The organism is Enterobacter dykesii, from assembly GCF_008364625.2.
Classification (GTDB): Bacteria; Pseudomonadota; Gammaproteobacteria; order Enterobacterales; family Enterobacteriaceae; genus Enterobacter; species Enterobacter dykesii.
The window spans coordinates 1531145-1543546 of record NZ_CP126604.1 but is presented as its reverse complement, the minus strand read 5'-3'; the positions used below and the strand labels follow the sequence as shown (position 1 = coordinate 1543546).

General features: G+C 53.9%; 12 protein-coding genes. 6 read left to right on the top strand and 6 right to left on the bottom strand.

Going from position 1 to position 12402, the window contains the following annotated elements:
• Positions 1-44: 44 nt before the first annotated feature.
• A complete protein-coding gene (locus tag F0320_RS07205) occupies positions 45-491 on the top strand; it encodes a YccF domain-containing protein (protein ID WP_023311032.1) in 447 nt (148 codons plus the stop codon).
• 19 nt (positions 492-510) lie between these two features.
• A complete protein-coding gene (gene yccS, locus F0320_RS07200) occupies positions 511-2673 on the top strand; it encodes a YccS family putative transporter (protein WP_126328165.1) in 2163 nt (720 codons plus the stop codon).
• Here the strand turns inward: yccS and F0320_RS07195 are convergent.
• On the bottom strand, positions 2630-3256 hold the full coding sequence (locus tag F0320_RS07195) for a TfoX/Sxy family DNA transformation protein (RefSeq protein WP_023311030.1): 627 nt from the start codon (positions 3254-3256) through the stop codon (positions 2630-2632). The two genes, yccS and F0320_RS07195, sit on opposite strands and share 44 nt — an antisense overlap.
• A gap of 217 nt (positions 3257-3473) precedes the next feature.
• Here F0320_RS07195 and sulA point away from each other — a divergent pair, with 217 nt between their 5' ends.
• Both sulA and ompA read left to right on the top strand, forming a co-directional pair.
• Positions 3474-3983, top strand: a complete 510-nt coding sequence (gene sulA, locus F0320_RS07190) for an SOS-induced cell division inhibitor SulA (protein WP_126328783.1) — start codon at positions 3474-3476, stop codon at positions 3981-3983.
• Between the two features lie 354 nt (positions 3984-4337).
• The gene (gene ompA, locus F0320_RS07185) at positions 4338-5393 is read left to right on the top strand and encodes a porin OmpA (protein WP_023311028.1); all 1056 of its coding nucleotides are present in this window, start codon (positions 4338-4340) and stop codon (positions 5391-5393) included.
• Positions 5394-5459: 66 nt separating this feature from the next.
• Here the strand turns inward: ompA and matP are convergent, their stop codons facing one another.
• On the bottom strand, positions 5460-5912 hold the full coding sequence (gene matP / locus F0320_RS07180) for a macrodomain Ter protein MatP (protein ID WP_032658161.1): 453 nt from the start codon (positions 5910-5912) through the stop codon (positions 5460-5462).
• A gap of 186 nt (positions 5913-6098) precedes the next feature.
• Here matP and F0320_RS07175 point away from each other — a divergent pair, with 186 nt between their 5' ends.
• Together F0320_RS07175 and fabA are read left to right on the top strand one after the other, a co-directional pair.
• Complete coding sequence (locus F0320_RS07175) at positions 6099-7859, top strand: AAA family ATPase (RefSeq protein ID WP_126328164.1); 1761 nt, start codon at positions 6099-6101, stop codon at positions 7857-7859.
• 68 nt (positions 7860-7927) lie between these two features.
• Complete coding sequence (fabA, locus tag F0320_RS07170) at positions 7928-8446, top strand: 3-hydroxyacyl-[acyl-carrier-protein] dehydratase FabA (RefSeq protein ID WP_126328163.1); 519 nt, start codon at positions 7928-7930, stop codon at positions 8444-8446.
• 71 nt (positions 8447-8517) lie between these two features.
• Here fabA and rmf read toward each other — a convergent pair whose 3' ends face one another.
• The 4 genes from rmf to pqiA form a co-directional block, all read right to left on the bottom strand.
• Entirely contained in the window at positions 8518-8685 is a 168-nt protein-coding gene (gene rmf, locus F0320_RS07165) for a ribosome modulation factor (RefSeq protein WP_013097261.1), read from the bottom strand.
• Positions 8686-8940: 255 nt separating this feature from the next.
• Complete coding sequence (pqiC, locus tag F0320_RS07160; RefSeq protein WP_024907767.1) at positions 8941-9507, bottom strand: membrane integrity-associated transporter subunit PqiC; 567 nt, start codon at positions 9505-9507, stop codon at positions 8941-8943.
• Positions 9504-11144 carry an intermembrane transport protein PqiB gene (gene pqiB / locus F0320_RS07155; RefSeq protein WP_047652839.1) on the bottom strand — a complete coding sequence of 547 codons (1641 nt, stop codon included), beginning with the start codon at positions 11142-11144 and terminating at the stop codon, positions 9504-9506. Before pqiB ends, pqiC begins: the two co-directional genes overlap by 4 nt.
• A gap of 4 nt (positions 11145-11148) precedes the next feature.
• A complete protein-coding gene (pqiA, locus tag F0320_RS07150) occupies positions 11149-12402 on the bottom strand; it encodes a membrane integrity-associated transporter subunit PqiA (RefSeq protein WP_126328162.1) in 1254 nt (417 codons plus the stop codon).

Below are 12402 nucleotides of genomic sequence, written 5' to 3'. Positions count from 1 at the left end.
TACAATCATTGGGCGTTAATTTTATCGAAAGGAAGTGAGGGTTTATGCGTACCGTTCTGAATGTGTTGAATTTTGTGCTGGGCGGTTTTGCCACCACCCTTTCCTGGCTTTTTGCCACGCTGGTGAGCATCGTCCTGATTTTCACGCTTCCCCTGACCCGCTCCTGCTGGGAAATCACAAAACTCTCCTTAATCCCCTACGGGAATGAAGCCATCCACGTTGACGAGCTGAATCCGGAGAGCAAAAACGCCCTGATGAATACGGGCGGAACCCTGCTGAACATACTGTGGCTGATTTTCTTCGGCTGGTGGCTCTGCATCATGCATATTTTTGCCGGTATTGCACAGTGCATCACGATTATTGGTATTCCGGTGGGGATCGCGAATTTTAAGATCGCCGCTATCGCTCTTTGGCCAGTCGGTCGCAGGGTTGTTCCGGTAGAAGTGGCCCAGGCGGCGCGTGAAGCAAACGCGCGTCGTCGTTTTCAGTAAATAAGGACCGGCCGCGTTTATGCTAAGCCCACTGCTTCGCCGTTATACCTGGAACAGCACCTGGCTATACAACGTCAGGATATTTATCGCGCTTTGCGGCACGGTTGCCCTGCCCTGGTGGCTGAATGATGTCAAGCTCACCATTCCGCTTACGCTGGGGGTGGTGGCCGGGGCGCTGGCGGACCTGGACGATCGTCTGGCCGGGCGCTTACGTAACCTGGTCATTACGCTCGTCTGCTTTTTCATTGCGTCAGCGTCCGTTGAGCTGCTTTTTCCGTGGCCCTGGCTGTTTGCTCTGGGTCTTACGCTCTCAACCAGCGGGTTTATTTTGCTGGGCGGCCTCGGGCAGCGCTATGCCACCATCGCGTTTGGTGCATTGCTGATTGCCATCTACACCATGCTGGGCGTTTCCCTGTACGACCAGTGGTACCAGCAGCCGGTTCTCCTGCTGCTGGGCGCCATCTGGTATAACCTGCTGACGCTAACCGGTCATCTGATCTTCCCCGTTCGCCCGCTGCAGGATAATCTTGCCCGCAGCTTTGAGCAGTTAGCCCACTATCTGGAACTGAAATCCCGGCTGTTCGACCCGGATATTGAGGAAGAAAGCCAGGCTCCGCTCTACGATCTGGCGCTGGCAAACGGCCAGCTGGTCGCCACCCTTAACCAGACAAAAGCCTCTCTGCTTACCCGTCTGCGCGGCGATCGCGGTCAGCGCGGAACACGAAGGACCTTACACTACTATTTTGCCGCCCAGGATATTCACGAACGTGCCAGCTCCTCGCACGTTCAGTATGCTGCCCTGCGCGAGAAGTTCCGCTATAGCGACGTGATGTTCCGCTTCCAGCGCCTGCTGTCCATGCAGTCTCAGGCGTGCCAGCAGCTCTCTCGTTCCATTCTGCTGCGCACGCCCTATCAGCATGACCCCCGCTTTGAACGCGTATTCAGCCACCTTGATGCGGCGCTCGACCGCGTTCAGGCCAGCGGAACGTCACCGGAGCACATCAAAGCGCTGGGCTTTCTGCTGAATAACCTGCGGGCAATTGATGCTCAGCTGGCGACAATCGAGTCCGAACAGGCGATGGCGCTGCCGGGCAGTGAGGTGGAAAATCAGCTTGCTGATGACAGCGTGCACAGCGTTAGCGATATGTGGCTACGGCTGAGCCGCAACTTTACGCCGGAGTCGGCACTCTTTCGCCACGCGGTGAGAATGTCGCTGGTGCTGTGCGTGGGGTATGCCTTTATCCAGATAACCGGGCTGCACCACGGCTACTGGATCCTGCTGACCAGCCTGTTCGTCTGCCAGCCGAACTATAACGCCACCCGACACCGTCTTGCGCTGCGCATTATCGGCACGCTGGTCGGCGTCGCGATCGGCCTTCCGGTGCTCTATTTTGTGCCCTCCGTTGAAGGTCAACTGATCCTGATTGTAATCACCGGCGTGTTGTTCTTCGCGTTTCGCAACGTGCAGTACGCCCATGCCACCATGTTCATCACGCTGCTGGTGCTGCTCTGCTTTAACCTGCTGGGTGAAGGGTTTGAAGTTGCCCTGCCCCGCGTGATCGATACCCTGATTGGCTGTGCGATTGCCTGGGCCGCGGTCAGCTTTATCTGGCCGGACTGGCGTTTCCGCAATTTGCCGCGCGTGGTAGACAGGGCGATGAACGCCAACTGTCGATATCTTGACGCAATCCTGGAGCAGTACCACCAGGGGCGCGATAACCGCCTGGCTTACCGGATAGCCCGTCGCGACGCGCATAACAGTGACGCAGAACTGGCCTCCGTTGTCTCTAATATGTCAACGGAGCCTCGCGCTACGGCAGAGATTCGTGAGACGGCGTTCCGCCTGCTCTGCCTGAACCATACGTTCACCAGCTATATTTCGACGCTCGGTGCCCACCGCGAGAAACTCACCAACCCGGGTATTCTCAATCTGCTCGATGACGCCGTCTGTTATGTCGATGACGCGCTTCATCACCGACCGGCCGATGAGCCGCGCGTTCAACAGGCGCTGGATGAACTGGCTCAACGCATTGCGCATCTTGACCCTGGAAACGACAGCAAAGCGCCGCTGGTACTTCAGCAGATAGGCCTGCTTATCGCTCTGCTGCCTGAAATTTGCCGGCTGCAACAGCAAATCGCTACCTGGAGGAGTGATTCTCCTGTGGCTCAGGTAGCGCATTAAACCACTCCGTCAGCTCCCGGCGAATGCCTGCCGGGAGTGCCGCCTCATGCAGCCCCTCGATAGCCCCTTCCAGCGCAAAGAGAACCTTAATACTGAGCGCTTTGTTTTTTGCCCGCATCTTTAGCCAGCTCGCTCTGGCACCCAGCGCACGCAGCGTTTCCTCATTAGTGATGCCTGCTTCAAAGAGCAAGACTTCAAGCTGAAAGGTCAGGTTTGGCAGATCCTTTAAGCGGTTTCGTTGATGGCGCTGATAGCGCTCTTTTCTTGCCGCACTAAGCGCAAACGAGGAGAGCTGAAGCAACCGCTCCCTGTCCTGCCATAATCCGTCATCCACACGATAGTAGTTGAGCAGCACCGGGCGGCCTCGCTTCATCAACGTCAAAAAAGAGGAGGCATTTTTTACACAGTATTTCGCACTCTCCTCACAGGCGCGAAGATAAAGTTCGCCGTCTGACACCATGGCAAACACCGCATCATCTACCGCCAGGGTATAGCCTCCAAACAGAGCCCGGTGATGAATTTCGCCCAACGGGGAGAGGTATTCCTGGGATTTATAAATCCGTTCATAAGATATCTTTTTCATGATATTTCCCTTCAAAATCATAAAGTAACAACGAAATTTCTTACTAGCGGATCCGTTAGCAGGAAAATAGGCAACTTATCGCCGATGAGCAAGATGATTTTTCGAGGGACATCAACATTGAATGAATTTTGCGAGTCGCTTTCCGAAAATGAGGTTGATCTTTATGCATACAGGGGTTACTGTATATCCATACAGTAACTACAGGGCTGGAATGAATATGCACACTTCAGGCTATGCAAATCGCTCAACCTCTCTCTCTTCTACCGCAGGCAATGTCGCGCAGAATTCCGTCGAGCGTGTTTCCACGGGGCTTATCAGTGAAGTGGTTTATCGTGAAGACCAGTCCCTGTTGACGCAACTTCTGTTGTTGCCGTTATTGCAACAGCTTGGTCAGCAATCGCGCTGGCAGCTCTGGCTCACGCCTCAGCAAAAACTGAGCCGTGAGTGGGTTCAGTCCGCAGGCCTTCCTCTAACTAAGGTGATGCAAATTAACCAGCTTCCGCCGTGCGATACCGTTGAGTCGATGATCCGCGCGTTACGCACCGGAAATTACAGCGTGGTGATTGGATGGTTACCGGAAGAATTGACGGAAGAGGAACATTTCCGTCTGACTGAAGCAGCTGAAGAAGGGAATGCAATCGGGTTCATTATGCGTCCGGTTCGATCGGATTCTTACCGCAGAGGACAACTTTCTGGGCTAAAAATTCACTCAAATTTGTATCATTGAGTGAAATTAAGATTTTTCCTGGAATTTTTTTTGACCACAAGATGGCATTAAAGTTCCCGGTCTGAAAATTGCGGCAAGGCTTGTCTGGTGCGGTTCTCCTTAATTTTATTGCACAAAATTCGTTCGAAAAATGTTAAATAATCGGTATACGGAACTTTTTTTTTCATATGCCTGACGGACTTCACACTTGTAAGTTTTCAGCTACGTTGTAGACTTTACATCGCCAGGGGTGCTCGGCCTAAGCCGAAGATATCGGTAGATTTATATTTGACCACGCCCCCCGGTGAAGGATTTAACCGTGATTCTCTCCTGAGACTTTCATGGCGAATTTTGGATGATAACGAGGCGCAAAAAATGAAAAAGACAGCTATCGCGATTGCAGTGGCACTGGCTGGCTTCGCTACCGTAGCGCAGGCCGCTCCGAAAGATAATACCTGGTATGCAGGTGGTAAACTGGGCTGGTCTCAGTTCCACGACACCGGCTGGTACAACAGCAGCCTGAACAATGATGGCCCTACTCACGAGAGCCAGCTTGGTGCAGGTGCGTTCGGTGGCTATCAGGTTAACCCGTATGTTGGTTTTGAAATGGGTTACGACTGGTTAGGTCGTATGCCATACAAAGGCGACACCATCAACGGCGCTTTCAAAGCACAGGGCGTTCAACTGACCGCTAAACTGGGCTACCCAATCACTGACGATCTGGACGTGTACACCCGTCTGGGCGGCATGGTATGGCGTGCAGACTCCAGCAACAACATCTCTGGTGACAACCATGACACCGGTGTTTCCCCAGTATTCGCTGGTGGCGTTGAGTGGGCTATGACCCGTGACATCGCTACCCGTCTGGAATACCAGTGGGTTAACAACATCGGCGACGGCAACACCGTTGGTGTTCGTCCAGACAACGGCATGCTGAGCGTAGGTGTTTCCTACCGTTTCGGCCAGCAGGAAGAAGCAGCACCAGTTGTTGCTCCAGCGCCGGCTCCAGCTCCAGAAGTACAGACCAAGCACTTCACTCTGAAGTCTGACGTTCTGTTCAACTTCAACAAAGCGACTCTGAAACCAGAAGGCCAGCAGGCACTGGATCAGCTGTATACCCAGCTGAGCAACCTGGATCCTAAAGACGGTTCCGTAGTGGTTCTGGGCTTCACCGACCGTATCGGTTCTGACGCTTACAACCAGAAACTGTCTGAGAAACGTGCTCAGTCTGTTGTTGATTACCTGATCTCTAAAGGTATCCCAGCTAACAAGATCTCCCCACGTGGTATGGGCGAATCTAACCCAGTTACTGGCAACACCTGTGACAACGTGAAAGCTCGCGCTGCACTGATCGACTGCCTGGCTCCAGATCGTCGCGTAGAGATCGAAGTTAAAGGCATCAAAGACGTTGTAACTCAGCCAGCGGCATAAGTTATCGTCTTATAAAAAAACCCCGCAATGCGGGGTTTTTTATTGTCTGAAGAAAAGTAAACAAATCTACTTTTTACCCAACAGCGCCTGAAGGTCGTTCTTCAGTGTCGACATCTGGTTGGCGTATTTCTCTTTATGTTCTGCATCCTCAATCAGCTGCACGATGGTTTCCGACAGCGTTTTGCCCCGTCGTTGTGCCAGCCCGGCCAGTCGCTGCCAGACAACAAATTCCAGGTCGATTGATTTTTTGCGAGTGTGCTGATGCTCAGCATTAAAATGCCGTTTGCGTCGCGCACGGATAGTTTGCTTCATCCGGTTTAACAGTGCAGGATTGATGTGTTTCTCAATCCAGCCGTTAACCTGTACCGGTTCATTTTCGAGGGTCAGCAAAATATCCACGGCTTCTTGCGCAGCGCTGGCTTCGACGTAGCAGGTGATCAGCTCCCCTTCACGGTGCTTTTTGACCAGGTACTTCCATTTCCAGCCGCTTTCGAGATTTTCCAGTTGTTGATATTTCATTGCGATCTCAGTGTTACCACGTAACTCTGTTCAGAATATCAGTTTTTTAGCAATCTGCTGAAAAGAAATCATATCCTGTGAGTGAATGCAGCCAATCGCCCTGCCGAAATACCCAATCCTGCTTGGGTACAGCCCCCCGCTTACGGTATACTCCACGCTTTTACATCTGACTAAAAAACATCAACTTTGACCATTACGAAACTTGCATGGCGTGACCTTGTTCCGGATACCGAAAGTTACCAGGAACTGTTTGCACAGCCCGAACTCGCAAAAGAACACGAATTCATCCTTAGCGATACGCAGCCTCGTTTGCATTATGCGCTGGAGCAGGTGTTAAGCCCATGGGCAACCGCGCCCTTCATGCTGCTCAAGGCCCCGGAAGAAGCGGAGTACCTGACGCTGCTCGGAGATGCCGTGCGCCAGCTGAAGCCGGAAGCGAACGCAGTTTTTGGCGGCCAGTATCGTATTACAGGACATGATGTCACTTTCGAACCGGCGGCGCAGGCCGATGGCCGTTTTGCCGTTAAAGGCGAAGTGATTACCGCTAACTGGGTCGAGGCGGAACAGCTCTTTGGTTGTCTGCGCCAGTTTAACGGCGAGCTTTCGCTGCAGCCGGGGCTGGTACATCGCGCAAATGGCGGTGTTCTCATCATCTCACTGCGTACCCTGCTCTCGCAGCCGCTGCTGTGGATGCGTCTGAAAACCATCGTCCACCAGCAGCGTTTCGACTGGGTGGGCTACGATGAGTCTCGTCCTCTGCCTGTCTCCGTTCCGTCTATGCCGCTGTCGCTGACCGTCGTGCTGACGGGCGACCGCGAATCGCTGGCGGACTTCCAGGAAATGGAGCCGGAACTCGCTGAGCAGGCGGTGTATAGCGAATACGAAGACAACATCCAGATTGCTGACGCCGACGATATGGCGCAGTGGTGCCAGTGGGTGATGGCCGTTGCTGAACGTTTTGCGCTACCAACCCCTGCGGCTGACGCGTGGCCGGGCTTAATCCGCGAAGCCGTGCGCTACACCGGTGACCAGGAAACGCTGCCGCTTTGCCCGCTCTGGATCGGTAAACAGCTGCGTGAAGTGGGCGTGATCAGCGGTGACGGAGCGTTCACCGGCGAACAGCTCACTCAGATGCTGGCTCAGCGTGAGTGGCGAGAAGGCTATCTTGCCGACCGTATGCAGGATGAAATTCTGCTGGAACAAATTCTGGTAGAGACCGAAGGCGAACGCGTCGGGCAGATCAACGCCCTGTCGGTGATTGAATTTCCCGGCCATCCGCGCGCATTCGGGGAACCGTCCCGTATCAGCTGCGTTGTGCACATTGGCGATGGCGAGTTCACCGATATCGAACGGAAAGCCGAGCTGGGCGGCAACATTCACGCGAAAGGCATGATGATCATGCAGGCGTTTTTGATGTCAGAGCTGCAGCTTGAGCAACAGATCCCCTTCTCCGCCTCGCTGACGTTTGAGCAGTCCTACAGCGAAGTGGATGGCGATAGCGCCTCTATGGCCGAGCTGTGCGCCTTAATCAGCGCCCTGGCGGAAGTGCCCATCAATCAGAACATCGCGATCACCGGTTCGGTGGACCAGTTCGGTCGTGCCCAGCCAGTGGGAGGCCTCAACGAAAAAATTGAAGGCTTCTTCTCCATCTGTCAGCAGCGTGGTTTAAACGGCAAACAGGGTGTGATTATTCCTGCTCCCAACGCACGCCATTTGAGCCTCAGTCAGGATATTCTGGATGCAGTTGAGCAAGAGCAATTCGCCATCTGGGCCATCGAAGGGATTGAGGATGCGCTACCCTTACTGACAAATCTGGTTTGGGATGGCGAAGGGCAAACAACCCTGATGCAGACTATCCAGGAGCGCATTGCTCAGGCGACACAGCAGGATGCTCGTCATCGTTATCCATGGCCGTTACGCTGGTTGGGCTGGTTTAGTTCGAACTGATCGGACTTGTTCAGCGTACACGTGTTAGCTATCCTGCGTCCTTCACTAAAATAAGGCTTACTGAGAACATGGTAGATAAACGCGAATCCTATACAAAAGAAGATCTTCTTGCCTCTGGTCGCGGTGAACTGTTTGGCGCAAAAGGCCCACAGTTACCGGCCCCAAGCATGCTGATGATGGACCGTGTCGTGAAAATGACCGAAACCGGCGGTAACTTCGATAAGGGTTACGTAGAAGCAGAACTCGATATCAACCCGGACCTGTGGTTCTTCGGTTGCCACTTTATTGGCGATCCGGTAATGCCTGGCTGCCTGGGCCTCGATGCAATGTGGCAGCTGGTTGGCTTCTATCTGGGCTGGCTGGGTGGCGAAGGTAAAGGCCGCGCGCTGGGCGTGGGCGAAGTAAAATTCACTGGCCAGGTTCTGCCTACGGCGAAGAAAGTGACCTATCGTATTCACTTCAAGCGCATCGTTAACCGCCGCCTGATTATGGGCCTGGCTGATGGTGAAGTGCTGGTCGACGGTCGTCTGATCTATAGCGCAAGCGACCTGAAAGTTGGCCTGTTCCAGGACACTTCAGCTTTCTGATCGTGCTTTTGGCACCCCCAGAAAGGCGAAACCTCCGCATTGCGGAGGTTTCTTTTTTAAAAGAGACGTTATCAGGCTATGAGTGCCCTGTCGCCGATGGCTTCTCGCCAGCCTCCAAGCCATTGTGACCTTTGATTTATCGTCTGATAAGGACACATTTCTTTAGAACGTCCAGCGATGCCGGCCTGATAACCACGTTGATGAGCCCGTTCCAGGCGATCTCGTTTCTGTCTCTTCATGCCTCGTTTCCCTCATTCTTTTGTCTGGTGGAAAGAAAACAGTGTCTGCACTATCTGCACAGGCACAGATAACGAATACCCCGAATTAGTCGCATCGTCAATGTTCAAAATTCATACGGGTGTCATATTTGTGAGCTAGCCAGAAGTTCATTTGTACAAAAATTGTGACGTGGCACAAGTAACAATCTGAAGTGAAAACGAAAAAAAACCGCAATCAGCAACAGGCCAACTGCGGTTTTTGATGATGAATTTTACTTATGGCAGCCGGGAAATTTCCCTGGCGATGCTGGCCGACTCCTGTGCCCAACCCTGAGCCAGAACTTTCACCATTTCGTCATAGCCATCTTTCTGCTGCTTCAGCTCCAGATGGAAAGGACGCTTAATCAGCTGCCCCTGATGGTTCAGCAACCACTCCCCGCTAATCACCACCGCACCGTCATAACGGCCGTGGAAGCCCGTGACCGTGACGTTAAGCGTATCCTGGTCGTTACCCAGCGGCTGCGACGCGACAACCCAGCCCGGAAGCTGACTGCCCAGATTGGCCACCAGCGTGTTGCGCAGCTGCTGATCCAACGGGCTGGCCCACAGGTTGTTCGTCGCGATCACGTATTTAACGTCGCTGGTCTGATAGACCACGCCATTCCCTGCCAGATAATCCGGCACGGCAACCTGCTCAACCCACAGCTGGCGGTTTCCCTGGCTGGCCGTGCTTTGTCCACCGCTGTGGGTAGCCACAGGCAGCTGATAGTAGCTTTTATTATCTACCCCTGAACTGCACGCCGTTAACAGCAGAGCGCCAACCATTAATAGCCACTTTTTCATTGTTTTGCCCTCTTCGGCTCAGGATCCTTTTTATCTTTCGCTTCGAACACCAGCGCATTGCTCTTCTCGTTGAGCGTTTTCAGCACCGGCTGCAGTTCACGCAAGACCTGATCAAGACGCTGCATATCTGCCACCATCTTGTTGTAGGCCGCTGAACCCGGCTGGAAGCCCTGCATACTGCGGTTCAGCTCACGCAGCGTTTTCTGCATATCCTGCGGCAGCTGCTGCATGCTCTGACTCGCCGTGATCTTGTTGATGTTATCCAGCGTGGTTTGCAGGCGACGCATCGTTGCCTGGCTTTCACTAAGAGAGTTCGTCGCCGCTTCAATCATCGGATTCAGTGGCAGATTGTTGATCTTATCCAGCGTTTCCATCAGACGCTGCTGGATCTGAGCCAGACCGCTACTCACCGTTGGGATGATCTTGTAGCCACCGAATTCACGGATACCGGTAATCGGCGGTGCTTTCGGGTAGAAGTCCATATCCACATACAGCGCACCGGTTACCAGGTTGCCGGTTTTCAGCGACCCGCGTAAACCGCGTTCCATCAGTTGGGTGATATGGGTAGCGATATCCTGATTTTCACCAATCTGGTTAAGCAGACGCTCTGGTTCAATGCGAATCAGTACCGGAATGCGGTAATCATCGTCCAGCACCTGCTGAAGGCCCGGAACGAAGAACGGCACTTGCCCAACCGTACCGAGACGAATGCCGCGGAACTCAACAGGCGCCCCCGGCTGCAGGCCGCGAACGGAGTCTTTGAAGAACATCAGGAAGTCAACGTGATCGGTATAGAGCGCATCCTGAATGCTTTTTTGATCGTCAAAGAGACGGAAAGCGGTGTTCTCTGCAACCGGCTGGCCCAAATCCAGCCCTTCCGGCACGTCAAAACTCACGCCACCGCCAAACAGCGTGGTCAGCGAACCCATTTCAACGCGCATACCTGCCGAGGTCAGATCCACGGCGATCCCGCTGTCTTTCCAGAAACGGACGTTGCTGGTGACCAGGCGATCGTTTGGCGCATTAATGAAGAGCTGATAGCTGATCGCGCGTTTCTGCGGATCAAACGTGCTTTTCTCAACCGACCCGACGCGGTAACCGCGGAACAGGACCGGGTCACCCGCCGTGAGCTGACCTGCTTTTTTGCTGTCGAGGATCACGCGGATGCCTTTGGCATCAGGCGGTGCAAGCGGCGGTGAATCCAGAAGCTGGTATTGGGCTGGCTGGTTACCCTTAGCACCCGGCTGCAGTTCGATATAGGCCCCGGAGAGCAGCGTCCCTAAGCCGCTGATCCCTTCACGTCCCACCTGCGGCTTAACGACCCAGAAAACAGAATCGCCATGCAGCAGTTTTTCCATGCCGGCATTAAGGCGCGCCTTAATCTCCACATGGGTTAAATCGTCGGTCAGGGTTGCACTTTCGACCACGCCCACGTCCACGCTACGGCTTTTGATGGTCGTTTTACCGCCCTCAATCCCCTCGGCATTGGTGGTTATCAGCGTGACTTCGGGTCCCTGATGGCTGTAATGATAAAACAGGATCCATGCACCGATCAGCGCGGTCACGATGGGGAAAATCCACACCGGCGACCAGTTTTTGACCTTCTGCACTTTCGCCTCTCCACTCTTATTTTCCATGCTCTTACTCTTCCTCATGGCTTGATTCAGGCTCACGATCCCACGATAAACGAGGGTCGAAGGTCATGGCCGCAAACATGGTCATAATCACGACCAGTGCAAACATTAAAGCCCCCATCGCGGGATAAATATTCATCAAACCGCCCATCCGCACCAGTGCAGAGAGAACGGCGATGACAAACACGTCAATCATTGACCAGCGTCCGACAAACTCGACCACTTCATAAATCAGGTGCATGCGTTCGCTGTCGCGTTTTCCATGACCCTTCGCATCCCAACAGAGCCAGGCGATGGCGATCATTTTTAAGGTTGGCACCATAATACTGGCGATAAAGATCACGCCGGCGACGGGATAGGAACCTTCGCCCCACAGCAGGATCACCCCGGCGAGGATCGTCGAGGGCATTTTATCGCCGAGCAAATCGGTGATCATGATCGGTAGAATATTGGCAGGCAGATACAGCATGATGGACGTGACCAGCAGGGCCATCGTCCACTGAAGGCTATTTTTACGGCGTACGTGACCTTTCGTTTCGCAGCGCGGACAAACGTCGAGATCGGCGGGCAGCACGGCGGTACAGCATGGGCAGGAACGCAGCCCCTGGCGAATGCCGGGCACGCCGACTTTTACCGTCTGCGCAAGCGTCGGTGCCGGGGCGATATCATCCCACGCCCAGCGCCTGTCCACGCACTGGAAGGCACGCAACTGCAGGACACAGTACAGGCACCACGGAACAAAGCTGCTGCCGATCCCCACATCGCCGTACGCCATGAGCTTCACGAAACTGACCAGAATGCCCGCCAGAAAAATTTCGGCCATACCCCAGCTTTTGAGCTGAAACAGGATACGCGCGAGCCGGATTTTCAATGATGAGGGCATCCTGACGCGGTTGACCAGTAAAAGGATAACGACCAGGCAAAAAGCCGGGACTATCTGGACAAACAGGAGAAAAAAGGTGCCGAGGCTGGCGTAATCTTCCGAGAACATCACGCCCGGGATTTCAAGCAAATCCACCTGGCTGGTTATCCCCCCCACCTTCATATAGATGAAGGGGAAGAGATTGGAGAGCAGCAGCATGAACAATGCTGCAAGAGCGTAAGCAGTGGGACGCTGCCGCGGCGCGTCCCACTCGGTTGTCAACGTTGCGCCGCAACGTGGACACAGGGCTTTATGTCCGTGACCAAGCTCTGGCAACGCCACGAGCATATCGCATTGCGAGCATAAAATATGCCTGTCGGCATGGTGCTGGTCACACAT

Bases quoted from the DNA above. Each gene is read 5' to 3' on its own strand.
- F0320_RS07205 (WP_023311032.1), top strand. From the start codon at position 45: ATGCGTACCGTTCTGAATGTGTTGAATTTTGTGCTGGGCGGTTTTGCC.
- yccS (WP_126328165.1), top strand. From the start codon at position 511: ATGCTAAGCCCACTGCTTCGCCGTTATACCTGGAACAGCACCTGGCTA.
- F0320_RS07195 (WP_023311030.1), bottom strand. From the start codon at position 3,256: ATGAAAAAGATATCTTATGAACGGATTTATAAATCCCAGGAATACCTC.
- sulA (WP_126328783.1), top strand. From the start codon at position 3,474: ATGCACACTTCAGGCTATGCAAATCGCTCAACCTCTCTCTCTTCTACC.
- ompA (WP_023311028.1), top strand. From the start codon at position 4,338: ATGAAAAAGACAGCTATCGCGATTGCAGTGGCACTGGCTGGCTTCGCT.
- matP (WP_032658161.1), bottom strand. From the start codon at position 5,912: ATGAAATATCAACAACTGGAAAATCTCGAAAGCGGCTGGAAATGGAAG.
- fabA (WP_126328163.1), top strand. From the start codon at position 7,928: ATGGTAGATAAACGCGAATCCTATACAAAAGAAGATCTTCTTGCCTCT.
- rmf (WP_013097261.1), bottom strand. From the start codon at position 8,685: ATGAAGAGACAGAAACGAGATCGCCTGGAACGGGCTCATCAACGTGGT.
- pqiC (WP_024907767.1), bottom strand. From the start codon at position 9,507: ATGAAAAAGTGGCTATTAATGGTTGGCGCTCTGCTGTTAACGGCGTGC.
- pqiB (WP_047652839.1), bottom strand. From the start codon at position 11,144: ATGGAAAATAAGAGTGGAGAGGCGAAAGTGCAGAAGGTCAAAAACTGG.
- pqiA (WP_126328162.1), bottom strand. From the start codon at position 12,402: ATGTGTGACCAGCACCATGCCGACAGGCATATTTTATGCTCGCAATGC.